Here is a 20,891-nt window from a genome sequence, read left to right on the forward strand (position 1 = left end):
TCACTGGTAGCTGACCGCCGTGGGCTTGACCACGTACACGATGCGGTGCGCGACGTCTGGCGGCGGGCCGTCCAGCTTCATGCCGTACCGCTCCGCGAGCTGCGCGAAGAACTCGCCGGACGAGTCGTCGTCGATCCGGACCACTTCGCCGCGGATCTCCAGGTAGCGGTACGGCTGCTCCGGGTCGTTGACCGACACCGCGACATGCGGGTCGGCTGTGATGTTCTTGTACTTGTAGCGGACCGTCGTGTTGGTGAACCGGACGTACTCGCCGTCCCAGGAGAACCACATCGGGTTCACCTGCGGCCCGCCGCCCGTCGCCCGGATCGTGGCCAGATGACCGAAGAGCGGCCGCTCCAGCAGATCCTGGTGGCTGTCCGGAATGAGACTCATGCCGTGTGTTCCTTCACTTTCTCTCGTTTGTCCTGCCAGGTCCCGAGCAGGGGGCCGAACAGGTCCGTCAGTCGTGCCCGCATCGTGGCGGCGTCTTTGGTGATCCAGTCCACGTGACCGTCCGGCCGGGCAAGGATGAGCGCGGGCTTTCCGCGGCGAGCACCGGTGCGGACGTCGAGTACCGCGTCGAGCCGGTCCGTGCACCACCGGGTCAGCTCCCGCACAGACGCGTCCTGCGTCCCCATGAGGATCAACGTGTGGCGGAGATCGTCGAGTTCGTTGCGCTGCGGCAGCGGCACCAGTGCGCCGGGCACGAAACCGGCCGTCTTCCTTCCAGCCGAGGGTTCGGTCCGGTAGGTGGTCCGCAGACCGGCGAGCCACGGTATGTACGCCAGGTCGAAGAGGCGCAGGCCCGAAGCGATCCGCAACAGGTTGTCGCGCAGGACGACCTGGTGGCCCTTGCGCAGCAGCCACAGCTTCGTCTGCACCTCGGCCTGGCGCACCACGGCGCGCGCCACGTCCCCGCGCTCGCTCACATACGTGTCGAGCAGGCCCTCGGCGCCGTGGCCGCGCCAGACGAGGGCGAGCTTCCACGCCAGGTTGTGGGCGTCGTTGACCCCGGTGTTGAGGCCCTGCCCGCCGGCCGGGCTATGGATGTGCGCGGCGTCGCCGATCAGGAAGACCCGGCCGGCCCGGGTCGAGTCGGCGTGCCGCGCGTGCACGTTGAACACGCTGATCCAGTCGGGGTCGCGCAGCCGGATCCCGCCGGGCCCGCGCTCGTCGACCAGGCTCTGCACCATGGCCAGGTCGACGTCCTCCTGGCTGACCCCGGGAGGTGCCGAGGTGAAGACGCGCCAGCGGCCGTCCGGCAGTCCGCAGGCCACCAGGATGCCCCGAGGCGAGCAGAAGTAGTGCGTCATGCGGTGGTCGAAAGAGGTCTCGACCCTCACGTCCGCGACCACGAACCGCAGTTCGTAGGTGGACCCCTCGAATCCGATGCCGAGATGGCCGCGGACGGTGCTGCTCGCCCCGTCCGCCCCGATGACGTACGCGAACTCCTCCTCATGCTCGGTGCCGTCCGGGTGCCGCAGCCGGACCCGTACCCGGTCGTCGAGCTGCTCGAAGCCCAGCAGCTCGGTCGCCCACCGCACACTGCCCCCGACCGAGGCGAGGTTGGTCCGCAGGACGTCCTCGATGTCCGGCTGCGGGCAGATCAGCGGCCGGGTCGCCGGCTTGTAGCGGAGGTCGGCGATGACCTTCCCGGCGGAGTAGTACCGCATCTGCGACTGGGGCAGCGCACGCGCGGCGAGCAGGTCCTGCCCGCCGACCCGGTGGATCAGCTCGACCGTCCGCGGCCACAGGCCCAGAGCCTTCGACAGCGTGCTGGGTCCTTCGGCCTTGTCCACGCACCGGACCGGTACACCACGCCGGGTGAGTTCGGTCGCCGCGGTGAGCCCGGCCGGACCCGCGCCCGCGACCAGCACGGGCAGCGTACCCGCGGGGGTGGTCATACGGTCGCCTCCTCGGCGACGGCTTCGGCGGGCGCGGCCGGCTGGGCGGCGCGCTCGCGCAGCATCACGCTCACCAGCACGGCGCTCGCGGCGCAGATGGCGACGACCACCCACAGCACCAGGTGCAGGCCGTCCGTGTAGCTCCCGGTGAGCAGGTCGAGGAAGTCGGAGCGGGCGGAACCGGTGACGGTGTCGGCCGCTCCGGCCAGGTCGCCGCTGATCACGCGGTCGGCCACGCCGTCCGCGTCGACGCCGTTCGCGCCCTCGACTCCGGACAGGCCGTCGGAAATGTGCGAGCGGGCCGAGTTGAGCAGCACGGCGCTCATCACGGCGATGGCGAACGCCTCACCGGCCAGCCGCATCGTGTTGAAGAGACCGGCGGCGGCACCTGCCTGCGTCGGCCGCACGGAGGTGATTGCCGCGCCGTCCACCAGACCGGCCGTCATGCCCATCGAGATGCCCAGCAGCAGCAGCGGACCGGCCAGCGCCACCAGCGACACGTCCGGGTCGATCAGGGTGAGCCAGCCCGCGCCCACCGCGGCGACCACGAGGCTCAGAGTGAGGATGAGCCGGGTGGACACGCCGCTCTTGACCAGCTTGCCGACGACGAGCGGAACCGCCAGGACCGGCAGGGTGAGCAGCAGCATCGTGGCGCCCGAGGCGTTCGCGCTCATCCCCGCGACCGAGGTGAAGTACGTGGGCAGCAGCACGAGCATGCACACGAAGCTGAAGGACAGCGCGACGGGGATCAGCGAAACGGCCATGAACCGGCCCTGCTTGAGGAGCGAAAGATCGATCATGGGCTGCCGCTGGCGCAGTTCGGCGGCGGCGAACAATGCCATCAGTACGATCGCCGCGACGAACAGCATCAGTGTCGTACCGCTTGTCCAGCCCTGCTGCTGTCCCTGGACGATGGCAAACATCAGGCAGAACAGGGACAACGTGAACGTGGTGATGCCGACCCAGTCGACCTTCGTCGCGGCGGGGTTCTTCGACTCGGGCATCAGCGGTACCGCGATGAGCACGAGCACCGAAATGAGCAGGTGCGAGAAGAACACCGAACGCCAGCCGAAGGTGCCGACGAGCAGACCCGCGGTTGACGGGCCGAGTGCCAGACCGGCACCGGCCGACGAGCCGAGGATCGCGAAGGCCCGCGCCTGGGCGGCCCCCTCGAACGTCGTGGCCAGAATGGCGGCACCCGAGGTCATCACCGCCGCGGCCCCGAGCCCGGCGAGCGCACGCGCCACGTCCAGCACCTCGATGCTCGACGTCACCGCGCTGACCAGGGTCGACACGGCGAACAGGGCGGTACCGCCGGCGAACATCCGTCGGCGGCCCACGATGTCCGCGAGCGAGCCGCAGCCGAGCATGAAGCAGGCGAAGGCAAGGTTGTAGGCGTTGACCACCCACTGCAGCGGGGCAAGGCCCACGTGCAGATCGGAACTGATCTCCGGAAGGGCGACGGAGGTACCGGTCAGCGAGGCGGGCAGGACCAGGACGGCGAGACAGACCGCGACAAGCGTCAGTGTCGGATTGCCGCGACCGGTGTCCGGACGAGCCGTACTCATGAAACATCCCCTTTCAGGGGGTTGATGGGGGATAGGTATGGATAGGCGTACGAGTGGAGTCAGCGGACGGGCCGGGCGACGACCGCACAGGTGAAGCCGAAGCCTCCGCCCGCGGAGATCGTGAGGGCGATCTCGCCCGGCGCGAGCAGCTCCTGCTCGCGGATGTCCGTCAGGTTCGCCGCCATGTCACCGGCTCCCAAGTGGCCGGTGCGGTTGCCCAGTTCGACAACCCTTGCCTTGGTCAGGCCCTCGACCGCAGGGTGGTACGTCTCGCGGCGGACCTTGATGCCCACTCTGGGGAGGGCGAGGACCCGGATGCGGGGGTCGTCGGCGTCGATGCCGGCCTCCTCCAGCGCGGTCGTGACGATGCCGCGCAGCGCCGCGTGCACCCCGGTGTAGAAGCCGCCGAGGCCGACGTCGTTGATGAATGCCTTCTTGGTGCGCTTGACGTCGATCCGGTCGCTGATCCACCGGCTCGCCGGGGTGAACTCGTCCCGCCCGCGGTGCAGCCCCTCGGCCGCCGAGACGGCGGCGCTGGACAGGCCCAGCAGCGTGAACTCGTCCACGGCGTCGTCGCGTTCGTGCAGCAGGACCGCCGTAGCCCCGTCACCGTAGAAGACGCCGTAGTCGCCCGCCCAGCGATCGAAGCCCTCGTCGGGAAAACGGTCGCCGGTGGTGACGAGCGCAGTGACGGTGGAGGGGTCGGCCAGCAGCCGGGACGCGGCCGCCTCCAGTGCGGTGCCGCCGCCGTTGCACATCACCTGGATGCCCAGCGGGACGCCGCGCACCGCGCCGACCCGGTGCGCCACGTAGTGCGCGGGCGACCAGAAGTCGTGGCCCTGGTGGTGGATCCAGGCGTGCGTGGTGAAGCCGAGGCCGGCGCCGTCCCAGCCCGCCGCGGCGAGTGCGGCGCGCGCCGCCTCCACGGCCATGTCCGGCGCCGATACCGTTCCCGAGACCGGGACCTCGGTGACACCGGTGTTCGTCAGGTCCTCCTCGCCGATCCTGCCGCGTGTGCAGGCGTCCCGGGCGGTCTCGACGGTCACCGGCAGACAGGTCCTGACGGCCCGGATCCCCAGCCCGTTACCGAGTCGCATGCGTGAGTTCCTCCGTGCTCGACGTGGATGGAGCGGGTGAGGTTTCCGAAGTGGGGGCGGCCGGATGTCCGGCCGGGGCCGCAGCGGCGGTCCCCTGTGCTGCCGCTGCGGACCCGGCGGTTCCGGGCAATCGGATCCAGCCGAACCGGTGGGCGTGCTCGGCGAGCACCGGGTCGTCCCCGACGACCCCCGCACCGCCCACGCAGGTCAGCAGCGGCAGGTCCGATGCGTGGTCGCCGTACGCGACGCACCGCTCGGAACGTGCGCCCGACCGGTTCATCAGGGCGCGGGCGGCCGCGGCCTTCGCCGCGCCGATCATCGCGGTACGCACCTCGCCCGTGTACCGGCCCGCGGCCACCTCGGGCTCGCTGCACAGCACATGGTCCGCGCCGAGGTGCTTCGCGATCGGGTCTAGGCAGGCGCGGAACGACCCCGAGACGAGGGCGACTTGATATCCCTCGGCCTGGAGCCGGCACAGTTCGCGTACGACGTCCCGGTGGAGGAAGCCGTCCCGCTGCCGCTCGCGGGCGAACCAGCGGCGCCCGCTCTCGGCGACGTCCTCCAGCTCCGCCCCCGCGTAGTTGCGGTAGTAGGCGCGGTTGGTCTCCTCGCGGGGCACACCGGCCCGCGCGGCACGCGTCAACTCCCCTTCCGCCGCGCGGTATCGGTCCGGGTCGGCGAGGTGGAACTCCAGGAAGGAGAACATGCTCTTGATGTCGATGAGCGTCTCGTCGACGTCGAAGAACGCGATCCGGACAGGCAGTTCAACCATGGCCTCGGTGCTGTCACCCATGCGCTCAGTACCTGTCATGAGTTCAGTACCTGCTTCCGACGGCGGCCGGCAGCGCGGCCAGGTCGGCCAGGTCCCCCTCGGTGAGGTGGACCTCCGCCGCGGCCAGGTTCTCCCGCAGATAGCGGGAGTTCTTCGTGCCGGGGATCGGCACCACCCGCTCGCCCTGCGCGAGCGTCCAGGCGATGGCGACCTGGGCGGGCGTGACCGAACGGCGGTCGGCGACCTCCCGGATCACGTCGACGATGCGCTGGTTCGCCTCCATCGCGGCACGGTGGAAGCGCGGGTTGGCGGTACGGAAGTCGGTGTCCTCGAACTGGCCGGCGTGCAGGGTCCCCGTGAGGAAGCCCCGGCCGAGCGGCGCGAACGGAACGAAGCTCGCCCCCGCGCTCTCGCACCAGCCGACCATCCCGCCCGACTCGCCCTCCAGCGCGTCGCGCGTCCACAGCGAGAGTTCGGACTGGACGGCGGTCACCGGGTGGATCCCGTGCGCCTGGCGGGCCTGTGCGATCGTGGGCTCGGACAGGCCGAGCCAGCGCACCTTGCCCTCGTCGACGAGCTCCGCCATCGCGCCCCAGGTCTCCGCCAGCGGGACGGCGGGGTCGATGCGATGGACGTAGTAGAGGTCGATGACGTCGAGGTCCAGCCGTCGCAGACTCGCCTCGACCGCCGTACGCAGATACGCCCGTGAGTTGTCGCGATGGGCCGCCCGCTGTTGGAGGTCGTCCAGGACGATGCCGAACTTCGTCGCAACGACCGCCTCGTCCCGGCGGCCCGCGACGGCCCGGCCCAGCAGCGTCTCGTTGTGGCCCGCCCCGTAGAGATCCGCCGTGTCCAGCAGGTTCCCGCCGAGGTCCAGCGCCTCGTTGATGACCCGGATGGAGCGTTCGTCGTCCCGGGCGGACTCCTGGTAGAGCCAGCTCATGCCCATGCACCCGAGGCCGACGCTGCCGATCTTGATTCCCGTGTTGCCCAGATTCCTCAGGCGCACCTTTCCTCCTTCTGTTCTCAAGCGGCCGCGAAGACGAGTGCGGCGTTGTGGCCGCCGAAGCCCAGTGACGTGCTCACCGCGACCTCCAGATCCGTCTTCGCCGCCGCGCCCGTTGTGATGTTGAGGTCGATCTCGGGGTCGAGCTCGATGAGGTTGGCCGTCGGCGGGACCACGCCGTCGCGCAGCGCCAGCGCGGTGAAGGCGGCCTCGATGGCCCCCGCCGCGGCGAGCGCGTGCCCCGTGACGCCCTTGGTCGAGGTGACCAGCGGGCGCTCACCCAGGACCCGGCGAAGCACGCGGCCCTCGGTGACGTCGTTGAGCGGGGTCGAGGTGCCGTGCGCGTTGACGTGGTCCACCTCGTCCGTCCCCGCACCCGCGTCGGCGAGGGCCGCGCGCAGGGCTCGCTCCATCCCGGCGCCGCTCGGATCGGGCGCGGTGGCGTGGTACGCGTCCGTCGACGAGCCGAAGCCGATGACGTTGGCGTATACCGAGGCACCACGCGCCCGCGCGTCCACGGACCGCTCCAGTACGAGGATCCCGGCGCCCTCTCCCGCGACGAAGCCGTCGCGTGCCGCGTCGAACGGCCGGGACGCGGTGCCCGGATCCTCGCGCCGCCCCGAGAGGCCGCCCATCCGGGTCAGGCCGGTGATGGTCGCGGGCGTCAGGGCAGCCTCGGCGCCACCGGCGAGCACCACGTCGCAGGTGCCGGACCGCAGCAGGTCCCGGGCCAGGCCGATGGCGTTGGAGCCGGACGCGCAGGCCGTGGCCGTGACCATACTCGGCCCGAAAGCCTTGACGTGGATGGCCAGTTGGCCCGCAACCATATTCGACATCCCCATGGGGATCATCAGCGGCGAGACACTCTTCGGCGCGTCCTCCAGGAACCTGCGGTGCTGTTGCTCCCAAGTCGCCGTACCGCCCAATGAGTTGCCGACGATGACGCCCACACGTGTGCCGTCCCAGTTCTCCGGGTCGAGGCCCGCGTCGGACACCGCCTGGCGGGCGGCGACGATCGCCAGCTGCGTGAAGCGGTCGAGCCGCCAGGCGTTGCCCGGCCCGAGCAGCGCCCCGGCGTCGAAGCCGGGCACGCGGCAGGAGAAGTCGACGGGAAGTCCGGCGAGTTCGGGATCGGGGGCGGCGGTCGACCGGCCGGAGCACACTCGCTCCCAGCTCGTCTTCGCATCGAGGCCGGCGGCGGTCACGAGTCCGACCCCCGTGATCGCCACGGCCCCCTTCGATGGGAGGGTCACGCGCGTACACCCTGGGACTCGATGAGCTCGACGGTGTCGCCCATGGTCGTCTCGCCCTGGAGAACGTCGTCGTTGAGGTCGGTCCCCAGCTCCTTGTTGATGAGCATGGTCAGCTCGATCAGCGCGAGCGAGTCGAGGGCGAGATCCTTGTAGGCGATCCCCAGCTCGATCTTCGCAGCGGGCACGCCGAGCTGGGCGACGAGCAGACCGGTCAGCTTTTCCTGTACAGCGCTCATGATTGGTCCTTCTTCCTCGCATGGCTTGCATGGCTTGTTGTGGTTTGCTCGGCGCAGGCGGGTCGCACCGCGCACGCGGGGTTACTTCGCGCAGGTGGGTTGAGCCGGCGCCGCAGGGCCCGGCAGTGGTTCGACGGACACGTCGGGCAGCTCCAGGGCCGCGGCCCCCCAGGTGAGGCCCCCGCCGAAGCCGCACAGCAGCACCCGGTGGCCCGGTGCGATCGAGCCCGTGTGCACGGCGTCGGCCAGCGCCAGCGGTATGGAGGCGGCAACGGTGTTGCCGACCCGGTCGAGGTTGACCACCAACTTCTCCTCGGGCAGCCCGAGTTCATTGCCGACGGCGGTCAGGATGCGGATGTTGGCCTGGTGGGCGACGAGCCGGTCGATGGACTCGAGGGGCCAGCCGAGCTGCTTCGCCAGCCGCCGAGATGACTCAGTCATCCGCGTCACAGCGTTGCGGAACACCGAACGGCCCTGCATCGTGAAGAACTCGTCGCCCGGCGCGGCAAGCCCCTTCGAGCGGTGCTCGGACCCACCGCCCGGCACCGTGATCAGATCTGCCTGGGAGCCGTCGCTGGCAAGGTCGAACCCGAGCAGCGCACCGCTCTCCCCCATGCGGCCGGCGCGCAGCACCGTTGCCCCCGCGCCGTCCCCGAAGATCGCCCTGGTCGTACGGTCCTCGGGGTCGAGGATGGTGGAGAAGGTGTCGGCGCCGATCACCAGGGCGCTGTCGGCGATCCCCGCCCGGATCATGCTCGACGCGGTCGCCAGCGCGTACACGAACCCCGTGCACACGGCGGAGACATCGAATGCGGGTATCTCCCCGAGCCCGAGCCGGCTGGCCACTTCGGGCGCCGTGGCCGGGCACGGATGGTCCGGAGTGCTCGTGGCCAGAACAAGCAGGTCCGCCGAGTCCGTACCCGCAGAGGCGAGCGCCCTGGCCCCCGCCTCGACTGCGACGTCCGAGGTGGAGAGACCCGGCGGCACCACGAACCGCTGCCGGATCCCGGTACGGGTCGTGATCCACTCGTCGGTGGTGTCGAACTGCCGGGCGAGGTCGTCGTTGGTGATCCGCGTCGGCGGCAGCCAGCCGCCGAGCCCGGCGAGAACCGCCGCACGTCCACTCACCGTGCGCTCCGGTGCGACGCGGGAACGGCCGTGGTCTCCACGGTGCCGGACGCGATCTCCTCGCCGCTCTGCAGGAAGCCGATCCGGAAGCTCTGGATTCCGTCTCGGTCGCGCTCGGGGACCGCGCTGACCGTGGTCGGCGCGTCGAGTTCGGCGAACTTGGCGAAGCCGAGGTCGAACCCGACCAGCGTGGTCCCGTCGGCGGGCCGGCCGAGGAGCCGGGCACCGGCGAGCAGTGCGGCCTGCCGCGCGGCCTCGGTGAGCACCATGCCCGGCAGATGGTCCTGCGCATGGTCGAACATGCTCGGGTTGTCGTTGGGGGTCCTTACGCCGGCGGAGATTCCGTCACCGTCGTGCACGGGGTCGATGAGCAGGGTGTTGACCGGGTCGGCGCGCCCGAGGTCTTGAGGGGCGACCGTTGCCGGGACGGTCGCGATGTCGTCGGACGAGACGGGAGGGCTGCCGCGCCGCTTCGACCGGACGAAGGAGTACGTTCCCGACGACAGGTAGCCGACCGCCATGCGCACCTCGCCGACCTCTTCCCCGGAGAGCAGGAAGCGAATCTCGTACGTGACGGACCGGGGGGGCGCGGTCGCGTCGGCGGGCCGGTCGTTGGTGACCTGCATGGTCAGCTCCGCCGGGTCGCCGGAGTGGACGGCGAACAGGCCGGGCAGCCGCATGGACCACGACTGCAGGACGAACTTCGTGTCGCCGTCGACGCCGAGGTGGGTGTGCGCACCGTACGTCTCGGCCTGCCGGGCGCACTCCAGGAGCAGTACCGGGTCGACGACCGTGTGGCCGATGTGATCGGTGAAGTACGCGTGCGAGGAGGGGAGCTGAGCCCCCGCCAGAAAGCGCTGCCCGTCCACAGCCGAGGTGTCGGTAAGGAACACTTCCGACAGGGCCCGCCGATGAAGCAGACGCCGGTCGACGGACCGAACGAATCCGAGCTCCTGTATACCGGGCGCAAAGGTACTTGTGAACACCGTCATCGGCAGGTAACCCCCTGTCAAGAGCACGGAGGTTCCCCGCCGACACTCTCGGAATCTCTTGATCGTCAACCGCCGGACCACCCGTCCGTGGCCGACAGGAAAGAAACTAGCCAGGGGCTCTTTCGTCCCACTGTCGGAGCGTGTAAGGGGCTGACATCCCGCCGCCAGAGCCCCTGACCTGGGCCTTTCGACGGAAGGGCTGGCCCGTCCGGTTCGATCGAGCACGGCGACTGCGGCCGGCCGTGGCCACCGACGGCTCCCGCCGCTCCGGTCTGGAGAAGGAGTACCAGGCGGTCCAGGAGGAGTACGAGCGGCTGGCCCGCAACGCCCAGGGCGAGATCATCAAGGGTGCCAAGCTGGTCGCCACCACCCTGGCCCGGTTCCGCACCAATCGGGCCGCCTTCGAGGGGCCGTACGACGTCGTGCTCGTGGATGAGGCCGGCGCCGCCACCCTGCCCGAGCTCCTACTCGCCACCGGCAAGGCCCGTAGGACCGCTGTCCTGCTCGGGGACTTCATGCAGCTGGGCGCCGTCATCCCGGCAGAACTGAAGGACCTGGAGCGCGACGACATCAAACGCTGGCTGCTCCCGGACGTTTTCGCACACTGCGGCATTGTCGAGCCGTCCGACGCACAGGCCCATCCCGCCTGCGTCACCCTCACCCAGCAGCATCGGATCGGGCCGGCCGTGATGCGGCTTGCCAACGACCTCGCGTACGGCGGCCTGCTGGGTGGAGGCAGCCAGACGCGGGCGGAGCGGGCGCCGAACGATCCCGAGATCGTGCTGATCGACACGGACGGACTCCACGAACTGGCGAGGCCTCACCTGACGGGCAGCCGCAGCGGCTGGTGGCCGGCCGGCTCCCTGATCGCCCGGGCGCTGGTGGAGCTGCACGGGGAGCTGGGCGAGGAGACAGGCGTGGTAACCCCGTACCGGATCCAGTCGGACGCCACCTTGGAAGCCCTACGGAACGTGGAAGGGCCGGGAGGGTGCCCGTCGGCGGAAGTGGGTACAGCGCACAGGTTCCAAGGGCGGGAATTCGACGTCGTCGTCTTCGACACCGTGGAGGCGACCGGAACAGTCGCCCACTGTGGATGGCCAAAGCCCACCGGCAGCCCGCCCCGAGCTCCTGGCCCCGCGACGGCGTCCGCCTCTTCAACGTCGCCGTCACCCGGGTCTCAGCCGGCACGTGGAGGTGACGGAGGTTGACGACGAGCGGGCCTTCTACCAGACCTTCTCGGAGGGGCTCCGGCGCGCGCGGCGTTCGCTGTGGCTGTGGGCGCCCTGGGTCGCGGGTCGCCTCCGCCTGCTCCTGCCGGATCTTCGGGCAGCAGCCGATCGAGGTGTGCGGATCAGCGTCTTCATCCGGGATGACACCGACCAGCTCCAGAAGCGGGACGCCAACCAGGCGCTGATCGGAGATCTGCGGACAGTGGCTCATTCGGTCGTCCCCATGAACGTCATGCACCAGAAGATCGCCGTGATCGACGAGCAGACGGTCATGCTCGGCAGCCTCAACGTACTCTCGCAGAGCTGGACCCGGGAGATCATGCTGACGATGCGCGGGGCGCACTTCGCCCTCGTCGGCCCGTTCAGGGCGGGGCCTCTTGTCGAACAGTGAGACGCAGTGATGGCTGGGCACCGTGTACCGGATGACCGGGGAGAGCAGGGTGGACTCGGAAGCGGCGCGGTATACCAGCTCAGCCACGGCGCCCCTTCGGGGTGCATGACGGAGCCATACCCTGGATCAGGTCGCCCAACGCTCTCCTCGGCTCGTCCGACTCCGTGGCCGGAAAGGGAACCGTCGTCGCCGCCCTGGCGGAGACTGACGGGCGACGATCAATAGGGCGACGAGGAGAGAAGAGCGTGCTGATGGAGGCGTTCACGTACAAGCCCGCCGCCGACCGGCTCTTCGGGGCGGTCTACATCGCGCTCGACCACGAGGGCGGGACGCTGGCGGTGAGCGGCGACGGGCTTCCGCGGGCCGAGATCCGGCGGAGCGCCGGTACCCCGCCGGAGAGCCATGTGCCGATCGGTACGCGCGAACAGGGGCGGCTCACCCTGAGCGTGGACGGCGCGGACGAGACCCTGCGCCCCGCGAAGGGCTTCCTGACCCGGCGTTCGTACCGGGTGGAGGTCGAATCCGCGGCGCGGGGACACGGGTATCTGCTGGTGCCGGACTCCCTGGGCACCAGCCGTCTGCTGCGCGACGGCCGTCTCCTCGGCGTCTTCACGTCGACCGGGGACGGGACGGTCTGCGCCGAGTGGGAGGGGTCGAAGAGCGGCGAGCGCGTGGAGCCCCACGACGCCGCCGTCGGGTACGCGCTCGCCGCCGCCTTCGGGACGGGGGCCGAGCCGATGTGGAAGCTGACACTGAACGCCCTGCTGGAGATGTGGCCGTGAGCAGGGTCCGCCCTCATTCCTCCGCCTGCGGCAGCGGGTGGGAGCAGGTCGAGCGGGCGACGAAAGCGATGCCGTCGTAGTCCTTCGCCGGTACCAGCGGCGCGGTGTGGAACCGGTAAGAGAACCGCGGCACGTTTGCGCCGAAGCTGCGCTGTGCCTGCGGCGCGTGCAGCCAGGGGGCGGTGCAGCGCAGGTCGATGTAATAGTCGCCCTTCAGGGCGTCGGCGAGCCGTGCCTCGATGGACCGGGTTCCGGTGCCGATGCGGTGCCGTACGGGAGGGGCCTGGAGGTCGTCGCCCCTGCGGGCGAGGAAGGAGCCCTTGCCGAAGAGCAGGGCCAGGGCGTAGTAGCCGTCGCCGTACCGCTCGCGGAGCCTGCTGCCGAGCGCGGTGACCCGGTCCCCGTACGTGCCCTTCGCGAGGTGGCCGTTGTGCGCCCAGACCATGACCCGGGCCGTCGGGTCGCCGTCCACGAGGCGGGCGACGGCGTCGGCCATGGCGCGGTCGCGCACGGCGAAGGCGCTCTCCTCCCCGGCGGACTGGTCGAGCGAGCGGGTCACGAGGTCGGCGGCGCGGACGAGGATCCGGGCGTGCTCCACGAGGCCGTCGTCGGCGTCGTCGTGGTCGGCGAGGTGGCGGGCAACCTCCTCGGCGCGGTGCCGGAGCGCCTGTTCGGGGTCGGGGCGCGAGCCGGGGCGGGCGTGGACCAGGACCTCCAGTGCGCGGGCGTCCTCCTCCCGTTCGGGCGCGCTCGCGCGCAGGAAGGCCGTGACGGCCTCGACCGAGTCGGCGCCGCGCTGCGGGTCGATGCCGGCGAAGCGGACCCGGCGCTCCTCGGGGAGGTCCCGGTTGTGCGCGCGGAGCCACTCGACGAGGTCGACCATCTCCTGGGTGCGCCAGGTCCAGAAGCCGAGCCGGGCGACGAGCCGCGCGGGGTCGCCGACGCCGTGCCGGACGTATCCGTCCAGGGCGCGGGCGGCGGACTCGCTGGCCTCCATGGCGAGGGTGGTGAACCCCTCCTCGCGTACCAGGAACTCCGTGATCCGGTGCTTCAGCCGGAAGAACTCGGCGGTGCCGTGCGTGGATTCGCCGAGACCGACGATCCGGGCGCCGCGCAGCTTCACCCCCAGCGGCTTCAGGTCGTCGGTGGGCGCACCCGGGGTCAGCGTGTCCAGGGGGCGGGCGTGCTCGGTCAGCCAGCGGGCGATGTCGTCGGGCACCGGGGTGCCTCTCCTCCCTGCGTGCGGCGGAGCGCGGCCCCTGCGGTCCGCCCGTGTCGCCGCACCCGATCATGTGTCAGCTCTCCGCCTCGCGGCACGCCGTCAGGATGTCCCGGAGGTCTCGTACGGCGTCCTCTCGGCCATGGTCGGAATACACGCCCGCGACGTTGACGACAACTTCGTCGACGCCCGCACGGCCGTATTCGGCCAGTCCGGCTGCGATCTCCTGGGCTGTGCCGTGCAGGAAGACGCCGGCGTCGACGAGGGCGCGGGCGCCGAGGTTCGGGCGGCTGTGGTGCACGCGCAGCCCAGCGCGGCGGAGCATGTCGGAGTAGTGGGGTCCGGCGAGGTGGGCGCGGGCCGCCGTGTAGGCAAGCCGGTACGGGTTGCGGTGCGGGCGGTCGACGGCGGCGTGCACGACGGTGACCACGCGCGGCACGGGGCGGCCCGCCTCGGCGGCGCCCTTGGCCATGGCGGGCAGCAGGGTGTCCTGGACGTAGCCGTGCGGGGTCATCCAGCTGATCGCGGCGTCCGCGACCTGACCGGCGGCGCGCGCGAGCGCCGGGCGCAGCACGCCAAGCCCGGTCTCGACGCCGGGGTGCGGCAGCGCGGGCAACCGGACGGCGCCGCCGTCGTCCTCGGGTCCGAGGAGTCGGCGCACCTCCCGGAGGTAGGCGACGCAGGTGTCGCGCGGGCTGTCGTACGGCTTGCCGCGCAGGCCGGCGACAAAGTCCGGGGTGGCCGGGCCGAGTCCGAGGACCGTGGGGTGCCCGGTGAGCAGCGCGAGGGAGCGGGACTGGATCGCGGCCTCCATGGGGTGCCGCAGCGGCATCAGGACGACGCTGGTGCCGACCGGGACGCGATATCCCCGGCCGGCCAGATAGGCGAAGACCTGCTGGGTGTCCGCGCTCAGCGACTGGCCCTGCCAGAGGCGGGCGGCCCCGCCGTCGCGGACGAGCGCGGCGAAGGGGACGAGGGACTCGGGGTCCGTCGGCATGAGGGGGTACAGGACGGATACGCGCATCGTTCGGCCTCACGAGGACGCGGCTTCGGTCAGATAGCCCGAAGCCTGGATTCGGAAGAGACGGGCGTAGACGCCGTCGGCCCGCAGGAGGTCCTGGTGGACGCCGTCCTCGCTGACCCTGCCGTTCTCCAGGACGACGATCCGGTCCGCGATCCGGACCGTGGAGAAGCGGTGGGCGATGACGAGGGAGGTGGCGCCGCGGGCGACGTCCTTGAGCCGGGAGAAGATCTCCGCCTCGGCCTCGGCGTCGATCGCCGCGGTGGGTTCGTCGAGGACGACGACGGGGGCGCGCCGCATGAAGGCGCGGCTGAGGGCGATCTTCTGCCACTGGCCGCCGGAGAGCTGGTGTCCGTCCTCGAAGTGCCGGCCGAGGACGGTGTCGTGGCCCTTTGGCAGCGACTCCACGATCGCCGAGGCGCCGCCCGCGCGGGCCGCCTCGGCGACGCGTGCGGTGTCCTCCCGAGCCTCGACGCGGCCGAAGCCGATGTTGTCGCGGACGGGCAGCTCGTAGCGGATGAAGTCCTGGAAGATGACACCCATGTGGCGTTGCAGGTCGTCGAGGTCGTACTCCTCGATGGGCACGTCGTCGACCAGGATCTGCCCGCCCGTCGGCTCATAGAGGCGGGTGAGGAGCTTGACGAGGGTGGTCTTGCCCGCGCCGTTCTGCCCCACGAGGGCGACGCACTCGCCCGCCGGGAGGGTGAAGCTGACGCCGTCGAGGACGACGCGGCCGGTGCCGGGGTAGACGAAGCGCACGTCCCGGAACTCGATGCCCTTGCGGAGCTTCTCCGGGAAGGGCCGGGTGCCGCCCTTGAGCCGGCGTTCGGGCAGGGCGAAGAAGGCGAAGAGGTTGCCGAGGAAGAGGCTGTCCTTGTAGAGGGCGGCGATGCCGAGCAGCATGCCGTGCGCGGATACCTGGATCGAGCCGACCGCCTGGAGGTAGCCGGCGAGCTGGCCGACCTGGCCCGCGCCGGTGGTGGAGTGGATGGCCCAGAGCACGGCGCCGGACGAGGCGGCGACGCTGACCAGGCCGAGGACGCCGCCGAGGACGGACTGCCGGCGTGCGAGGCGCCGGTCCACGTCGAAGAAGGTCCGCACGAGCCGGGTGTACCGCTCCAGGAGGTGCGGCCCGAGCTGGAAGAGCCGCACCTCCTTGTACGTGTGGTCGGTGGTCGTGAGGTGCTGGTAGTAGTACAGGCGGCGGCGGTCGGGGGCCCGTTCGTACTCGATCTCGTACGCCTTGTGGCTGAAGAACATGTACGAGATCACCGACGGGACGGGCGAGAGCAGGATCACCAGGGCGATCCATGGGCTCCAGGAGAAGAGCACGACGCTGACGGTCGCCAGCGTGACCAACTCCCGGGCGACCTCCAGGAGCTGGGTGAAGACCTGGTAGACACGGCCGCCGCTGCTCTCCTGGAAGGCGCGCTGCATCGTGTCGTAGATCTCGGCGTCCTCGTACTGCTCCAGGTCGAGCCGGGTGCCCTTGCGCATCACCCACTCGCCCACGCGGGCGGTGAGCTCCAGGCGCAGCAGGGTGTCGAGGTACTGGAGGAACGTGCCGAGGACGTGGTTGACCAGGCCCACGCCCAGCAGCGCGCCGCCCGCGAGCAGGGCGGTGCGTCCGGCGTCCGGGTCGCCGGTGACGGCGTCGGCGACGCCCTGCACGGCGGCGGCGACGAGGCCGATCTGGGCGGCCGGGATCAGGGCGAGCAGGACGGAGACGACCGTGAAGGCTGTCACCCGCAGCGGGCTGAGCCGCCAGAACAGCCCGCTGACGCGCAGCCAGATCATCGGCGCTCCTCTCCCGCCGCGCCCGGCGGGGCGCCGGCGGCCGCCTCGCGGCCGCGTACCGCGCGCCGGACGTGGGCCCACAGGGCGTGGCTGCGGGCCTCCCGGTCGAGGTCGATGGGCAGCAGGCGGTTGATCTGCATGTGGGCGAGGCTGGCGAGGACCTGGTCCTCGGAGCCGACCAGGGCGCCCTCCCGGGCGGCCGCCCGCACCGCCTCCGCGGTCTGCGCGACGGCGTGCGCCTGTGCCGCGAAGGTCTCCTGGAGCAGCAGGCGGTGGGCCCGGCCCTCCTCGTGCGGGTCGCGGTCCCAGGGGCTGAGGAGTTCGCACAGGTAGTCACGATGGGCGCGGAACAGCGCACGGGTGTCGCGGACATGGACCTCGTCCGGGCCTGCGCTGTGTTCCGCGTACGGGGTGAGGTCAACGCCCCACTGGGCGTGGAGGGTGTCGAGGGCGGCGACGGCGAGGAACTCGGGCCTGACGTCGAGGCGCCGGGACAGCAGCAGGGCGGTGGCCTCACTGTTGGCGCGGAAGAGCCGCTCGACCGTGTCGAAGACGTCCGAGCCGCCGTAACGGGCGATCTCCGGTGCGTATCCGGCGAGTTCGATGTCGCGGGCGAGCCCGAGGTCGACGAGGCTCCGGCCCCACGCGGTGACCCGGGTGAGAGTCCGGGCCGGTTCGGTGCCGCGCACCCGCAGGCGCAGGTGCGGGAAGGGGTCGGCGTACCGAATGTAGAACCAGCGGTCCAGGAGGTTCCCCGCGGCCAGTTCGGCGACGAGGTCGAGGAGCGGGCCCGCGATGATCTCGTCCTGCCGCTCGGGCGCCGCGTAGACCTTGAGGAAGGTCCAGGCGCCGCCGGGGGCGTGGCGCTCCACCGGTACCTCCCGGTGGTGACGCGGCACGGGCGCGCGGGTGGCACGCACCGCGTCGCGGGCGACGACGGGCACGACGACCTCGGCGGCGTAGCGCTCGCCCGCCTCGTCCTGGAGCCACATGCCGTCGAAGGAGGGCAGCATCTCGTGCAGGACGACGTTGGTCCGTTTGGCCAGTTCGGTACGGATCTCCTCGCGGCCCGCTGGGTGGTCGAGGTCGAGGAGCAGCCGCTGGTCGGCCTCGACGAGGTAGACGTGCCGGGGCACCTGCCAGCGGGCCCGCCAGCCGTCGAGGTCGTCGGCGGCGTCGGCGGCGAGCCGCCACTGGGCGGGCCGCAGGACGACCTTGCCCCGGCTGACGCGGGGCAGGAACGGGGCCGCCTCCGCGGGTCCCCAGTGGAAGCCGGTCGGCAGGACGTGGCCGTCCTGGGACGCCTCGATAAGGAAGCGGGCGACGTTTGGCGCGAGGGTCGGGCTGAGCATGTGGTGCTGCGCCACGACGATCTCCCGGTCGAGCCGGCGCGACCACAGGTGGAAGCGGTCCCCGGAGACGCCCACCAGGACGTCATCCAGCGGCACGATCTGGTCCGGGCCCACCGACGGGGCGGTGTTGACCGGGATCTCGTAGGGCCGAACGGCGGGGCGGAGTGTCACGTTGGCGGCGCGGCCGTAGGGCGGCAGGAAGGCGAGTTCCGCGTACGCGACGTCGGGGAAGAGGGCCTCTTCGCGCCGCGCGTACTCCCGGAGCCGTTCCACGGTGTCCGCGCCGAGCAGGTCGCCGAAGCGACCGAAGGTGCGTCCGCCGTAGGTGAGGCTGTCGTGGCGCAGGACCGCCCGCCACTCCCCCCGGTCCAGGGCCTGCCGGTCGGCGGCGTGGATCTGGAGGTACGCCTCCATCGCGGGTGGCGGGTCCGGTACGGGGCCGGGCGGGGCGAGCCGGTCCAGCCAGGCGTCGGTCAGCTCGGCCTCGTCGGCGCGGTCCCACCACGCCTGCTGGGCGAACTCAACGAGCGCGCCGTCCAGGCGGGCGGTGTCGTCGGGCGGGGCGGTGGGCAGCTCGATGGAGCGCGGCGGATTGGTGTACGTCGGTGGTGCGTCGAGGCCGGTGTCGGGGCTGAGCAGACTGAGGACGGGGACGCGGGTCCCGGCGCCGTACCGCTCGGTGAACTCCTCGCGGTAGCACGTCAGATGGTCGCGCCGACCGTGGGCCGCGCTGAGCCGTATCAGGACGCCGACGGCTTCGGCGGCGGCCTGCCCGACGGAGGCGTTGAGGACCGACTCGCGCAGGTCGAGGAGGGTGTCGGCCTGATAGCTCCGTCCGGTGTGGCCCGGCACGAGGTCGCTCTGCGCCGCCGCAAGCGCGCGCAGCGAGGCGGTGTCGTGGACCCGGTCGGCGAGGTCGGCGACGGCCCGGAGCCGTTCGGCGGCGGGCGCGGCGGCGGGAACGCCGGTCAGCTTCTTCAGGACGTGGTGTTCGGGGCGCCCGGCGGTCTGCGGCGGCCGCAGGTCGCCGATGAGGAAACCGAGGTCCCAGAGCTGCCGGACCAGTCCCGTGACGGTCTCGGCGGGCACGTCGGGGAAGGCGACGGCGAGTTCGGCGGTGAGCCGCTCGTACGGGACGGGCGCGGCGGCCGTCCGCATGACGAGGTCTACGGCGGGGGTGGCCCGGACGCGGACGGTCCGCTCGTCGTGGCGGCCGTACTTGTCGGCCTGCGGCAGGACGACGCGGTCGCCCGCGCGGGCGGCCATCGGGTTGAGGACAAGATGGAGTTGACGCAGCAGGTCCGCGTCCTCCTCCAGCTTCTCGATGAGCGCCAGCAGCCAGCCCATGTCGGCCCGGACGCGCAGCCGGTGGTCCTCGGGCCGGCCGAGCCGGGCGGTGGTGGCGGCGCCGAACTCGCCCATCGCGACGCCGGAGAAGGCACCGAAGGGGGTGGGCCGGGTCGCCATGCGGGTCAGGTAGCGCAGCAGCCCGGAGCGCAGGCGGCGGAGGCGCTTCTCGGTGAGGTCGTCCAGGCGGTCTAGGCTGCCGGCGAGGTCCTCGCTGGCGACGAGCAGCGCGCGGGCGACGTCGGGGCGGCGGGCCAGGTCGACGAGGCCCTGCGGGGTGCGGGCGGGGTCCTCGGTGAGTTCGAGGAAGGCGCGGACGGGCAGGACCGGGGAGCGCAGCAGGAAAAACCCGGCGGGCTCGTAGGGTGGCATGGGTATCACCGGGCGAGGAAGGCTCGGAACCAGGCGGGCCGCTGGTCGCCGAGGGCGGCGAGCAGGGTGAGGGCGACTCCGGTGGCGCCGGTGAGGAGCCCCGGGTCGTCGACGGGGGTATCGGGTTCCTCCAGGTCGGCGAAGCCGAGCGGGCGGGCCGGTTCATGGTCGTCGAGCAGCTCCCCGATGAGGGCCGGGAGCCGGTCGCGGGCGGCGGCGCTGTGGGGCGCGAACTCCAGGGTGAGCATGACGAGTCCGGCGAGCCCGTGGCAGAGCGTGGGCGAGAGCGGCCAGAGGTTCCCGGCACGGGCGAGGGAGCCCTCGAAGGCGGTAACGGCGGCGGTACGGAGCTCCTCGTCGGCGGTGGCCTCGGCGACGGTCAGCAGGGCGCCGGCGACGCCGACGGTGCCGTAGCACCAGGCGATCCGGTCGTGCCCGCAGTCGGCGGCCTCGTGGCCGTGCTCGTCGACGGGGACACCGTCGCCCCAGACGGGGCCGTACGCGTCGGTGCCGGCCCGGTCACGGATCCAGCGGGTGAGGTGGGCGACGGCCTCCAGCTGGCCGGGCCTGCGGTGGCCCGCCTCCCAGGCGGCGGCAAGGGCGGCGGCCACGCCCGGAACGCCGTGCGAGAGGCCGAGGTTGAGGTATCCGTGCGGGTACTTGGCGTCGTAGTCGCCGACGGGCGGGTAGTGCGCCGGGGTGATGAGCCAGCGGTGCGGGGTGTCCTCCGTCTCGGCGGGTCCGGCGAGCCAGACGAGGTGGTCCACGAGCACGGCGACGGCCTCGGCGACGCGCGTGGAGGGCTCGGGGACGGCGCAGAGGTGGGCGAGGGTACCGGCGGCGCCGGTGACCAGGTCGTAATCGAGGTCGCTGACGGCCCGCTCGACCCGGTGCGGGGGCGCGGCGAGGACCTGCTCGGCGAGCTGCTCGTTCAGCCGGTCGAGGCTGGGGCCGAAGCGGGGCTCGTCCCGGGCGACGTCGGCGAGGGCGAGGGCGAGACCGCTGGTGCCGGCGAACAGGCCGTGGTGCTCCAGGGATTCGACCTGGGTGGACAGGATCGCCTCGCGTATGTGGGCGTACGCCGTGTCCGGATCGCCGAGCCCGGCGCGAGCGGCGTACAGGTGGAGGAGCGCCAAACCGGCCAGACCGTGGGTAAGACTGGGCGGGTACCAGGCGCCGGAGGTGTCGCTCTGTTCGGCGGCGCGGAGCGCGAGGTCGTCGAGCTGGGCGGGGGTCGTGGTCGCGGCCACGACCTGGCTGATCGCCATCCGCGCGCGCCGCACGAGTGCGGGGTCTGCCGTGCCGGCCCAGGTGTCGGTACCGTGGTGGGCGAGGTGCATGTCAGTCCAGTCCTGTCTGTTCGGCGTGTTGCTCGCGCACTGCGTCGACGGGTGCTGCCGTGTCTCCATCACGGCAGCACCCGTC

General features: G+C 71.7%; 18 protein-coding genes. 3 read left to right on the plus strand and 15 right to left on the minus strand.

All coding sequences use genetic code 11. The features are described from left to right. The 10 genes from ACWV17_RS06155 to ACWV17_RS06200 form a co-directional block, all read right to left on the minus strand. Positions 1–393 (minus strand): PPOX class F420-dependent oxidoreductase, encoded by a 393-nt coding sequence (locus ACWV17_RS06155; protein WP_455351943.1) that lies wholly within the window; start codon positions 391–393, stop codon positions 1–3. Continuing rightward, positions 390–1,904, minus strand: a complete 1,515-nt coding sequence (locus tag ACWV17_RS06160; protein ID WP_455358805.1) for an FAD-dependent monooxygenase — start codon at positions 1,902–1,904, stop codon at positions 390–392. Before ACWV17_RS06160 ends, ACWV17_RS06155 begins: the two co-directional genes overlap by 4 nt. Next, positions 1,901–3,472, minus strand: coding sequence for an MFS transporter (locus ACWV17_RS06165; RefSeq protein ID WP_455358806.1), 1,572 nt, complete (start codon positions 3,470–3,472; stop codon positions 1,901–1,903). Before ACWV17_RS06165 ends, ACWV17_RS06160 begins: the two co-directional genes overlap by 4 nt. A 59-nt stretch (positions 3,473–3,531) precedes the next feature. Then, entirely contained in the window at positions 3,532–4,569 is a 1,038-nt protein-coding gene (locus tag ACWV17_RS06170) for a 3-oxoacyl-ACP synthase (RefSeq protein WP_455358807.1), read from the minus strand. Beyond that, positions 4,556–5,380, minus strand: coding sequence for an HAD family hydrolase (locus ACWV17_RS06175; protein WP_455358808.1), 825 nt, complete (start codon positions 5,378–5,380; stop codon positions 4,556–4,558). The genes ACWV17_RS06170 and ACWV17_RS06175 overlap by 14 nt, the downstream gene beginning before the upstream one ends. A 4-nt stretch (positions 5,381–5,384) precedes the next feature. Continuing rightward, a complete protein-coding gene (locus ACWV17_RS06180) occupies positions 5,385–6,350 on the minus strand; it encodes an aldo/keto reductase (protein WP_455358809.1) in 966 nt (321 codons plus the stop codon). A gap of 17 nt (positions 6,351–6,367) precedes the next feature. After that, positions 6,368–7,600 (minus strand): beta-ketoacyl-[acyl-carrier-protein] synthase family protein, encoded by a 1,233-nt coding sequence (locus ACWV17_RS06185; protein WP_455358810.1) that lies wholly within the window; start codon positions 7,598–7,600, stop codon positions 6,368–6,370. Then, positions 7,597–7,836, minus strand: coding sequence for a phosphopantetheine-binding protein (locus ACWV17_RS06190; RefSeq protein ID WP_455358811.1), 240 nt, complete (start codon positions 7,834–7,836; stop codon positions 7,597–7,599). The genes ACWV17_RS06185 and ACWV17_RS06190 overlap by 4 nt, the downstream gene beginning before the upstream one ends. 81 nt (positions 7,837–7,917) lie before the next feature. Then, positions 7,918–8,964 carry a beta-ketoacyl-ACP synthase III gene (locus tag ACWV17_RS06195; protein WP_455358812.1) on the minus strand — a complete coding sequence of 349 codons (1,047 nt, stop codon included), beginning with the start codon at positions 8,962–8,964 and terminating at the stop codon, positions 7,918–7,920. Then, entirely contained in the window at positions 8,961–9,956 is a 996-nt protein-coding gene (locus ACWV17_RS06200) for an AfsA-related hotdog domain-containing protein (RefSeq protein WP_455351934.1), read from the minus strand. Before ACWV17_RS06200 ends, ACWV17_RS06195 begins: the two co-directional genes overlap by 4 nt. 242 nt (positions 9,957–10,198) lie before the next feature. Here ACWV17_RS06200 and ACWV17_RS06205 point away from each other — a divergent pair, with 242 nt between their 5' ends. The 3 genes from ACWV17_RS06205 to ACWV17_RS06215 all read left to right on the plus strand — a co-directional run bounded on the left by ACWV17_RS06205 (position 10,199) and on the right by ACWV17_RS06215 (position 12,358). Next, entirely contained in the window at positions 10,199–11,164 is a 966-nt protein-coding gene (locus ACWV17_RS06205; RefSeq protein ID WP_455358813.1) for an AAA domain-containing protein, read from the plus strand. After that, a complete protein-coding gene (locus ACWV17_RS06210; protein WP_455358814.1) occupies positions 11,151–11,576 on the plus strand; it encodes a phospholipase D-like domain-containing protein in 426 nt (141 codons plus the stop codon). Before ACWV17_RS06205 ends, ACWV17_RS06210 begins: the two co-directional genes overlap by 14 nt. Before the next feature lie 251 nt (positions 11,577–11,827). Next, positions 11,828–12,358, plus strand: coding sequence for a hypothetical protein (locus tag ACWV17_RS06215; protein ID WP_455358911.1), 531 nt, complete (start codon positions 11,828–11,830; stop codon positions 12,356–12,358). A 13-nt stretch (positions 12,359–12,371) separates the two neighbouring features. Here ACWV17_RS06215 and ACWV17_RS06220 read toward each other — a convergent pair whose 3' ends face one another. From ACWV17_RS06220 to ACWV17_RS06240, 5 genes are all read right to left on the minus strand, one after another. Next, positions 12,372–13,577 (minus strand): erythromycin esterase family protein, encoded by a 1,206-nt coding sequence (locus ACWV17_RS06220; protein ID WP_455358815.1) that lies wholly within the window; start codon positions 13,575–13,577, stop codon positions 12,372–12,374. A 76-nt stretch (positions 13,578–13,653) separates the two neighbouring features. Beyond that, positions 13,654–14,601, minus strand: coding sequence for an LLM class flavin-dependent oxidoreductase (locus ACWV17_RS06225; protein WP_455358816.1), 948 nt, complete (start codon positions 14,599–14,601; stop codon positions 13,654–13,656). A gap of 9 nt (positions 14,602–14,610) precedes the next feature. After that, a complete protein-coding gene (locus ACWV17_RS06230) occupies positions 14,611–16,395 on the minus strand; it encodes an ABC transporter ATP-binding protein (protein WP_455358817.1) in 1,785 nt (594 codons plus the stop codon). Continuing rightward, the gene (locus ACWV17_RS06235; RefSeq protein ID WP_455358818.1) at positions 16,392–19,466 is read right to left on the minus strand and encodes a lantibiotic dehydratase; all 3,075 of its coding nucleotides are present in this window, start codon (positions 19,464–19,466) and stop codon (positions 16,392–16,394) included. The genes ACWV17_RS06230 and ACWV17_RS06235 overlap by 4 nt, the downstream gene beginning before the upstream one ends. A 5-nt stretch (positions 19,467–19,471) precedes the next feature. Then, the gene (locus ACWV17_RS06240) at positions 19,472–20,806 is read right to left on the minus strand and encodes a lanthionine synthetase C family protein (RefSeq protein ID WP_455358819.1); all 1,335 of its coding nucleotides are present in this window, start codon (positions 20,804–20,806) and stop codon (positions 19,472–19,474) included. Positions 20,807–20,891: the final 85 nt, after the last annotated feature.

This window comes from Streptomyces mabaensis (assembly GCF_053763515.1).

Bases quoted from the DNA above. Each gene is read 5' to 3' on its own strand.
- ACWV17_RS06160 (WP_455358805.1), bottom strand. From the start codon at position 1,904: ATGACCACCCCCGCGGGTACGCTGCCCGTGCTGGTCGCGGGCGCGGGT.
- ACWV17_RS06235 (WP_455358818.1), bottom strand. From the start codon at position 19,466: ATGCCACCCTACGAGCCCGCCGGGTTTTTCCTGCTGCGCTCCCCGGTC.
- ACWV17_RS06190 (WP_455358811.1), bottom strand. From the start codon at position 7,836: ATGAGCGCTGTACAGGAAAAGCTGACCGGTCTGCTCGTCGCCCAGCTC.
- ACWV17_RS06225 (WP_455358816.1), bottom strand. From the start codon at position 14,601: ATGCGCGTATCCGTCCTGTACCCCCTCATGCCGACGGACCCCGAGTCC.
- ACWV17_RS06175 (WP_455358808.1), bottom strand. From the start codon at position 5,380: ATGACAGGTACTGAGCGCATGGGTGACAGCACCGAGGCCATGGTTGAA.
- ACWV17_RS06155 (WP_455351943.1), bottom strand. From the start codon at position 393: ATGAGTCTCATTCCGGACAGCCACCAGGATCTGCTGGAGCGGCCGCTC.
- ACWV17_RS06240 (WP_455358819.1), bottom strand. From the start codon at position 20,806: ATGCACCTCGCCCACCACGGTACCGACACCTGGGCCGGCACGGCAGAC.
- ACWV17_RS06230 (WP_455358817.1), bottom strand. From the start codon at position 16,395: ATGATCTGGCTGCGCGTCAGCGGGCTGTTCTGGCGGCTCAGCCCGCTG.
- ACWV17_RS06170 (WP_455358807.1), bottom strand. From the start codon at position 4,569: ATGCGACTCGGTAACGGGCTGGGGATCCGGGCCGTCAGGACCTGTCTG.
- ACWV17_RS06200 (WP_455351934.1), bottom strand. From the start codon at position 9,956: ATGACGGTGTTCACAAGTACCTTTGCGCCCGGTATACAGGAGCTCGGA.
- ACWV17_RS06165 (WP_455358806.1), bottom strand. From the start codon at position 3,472: ATGAGTACGGCTCGTCCGGACACCGGTCGCGGCAATCCGACACTGACG.
- ACWV17_RS06215 (WP_455358911.1), top strand. From the start codon at position 11,828: ATGGAGGCGTTCACGTACAAGCCCGCCGCCGACCGGCTCTTCGGGGCG.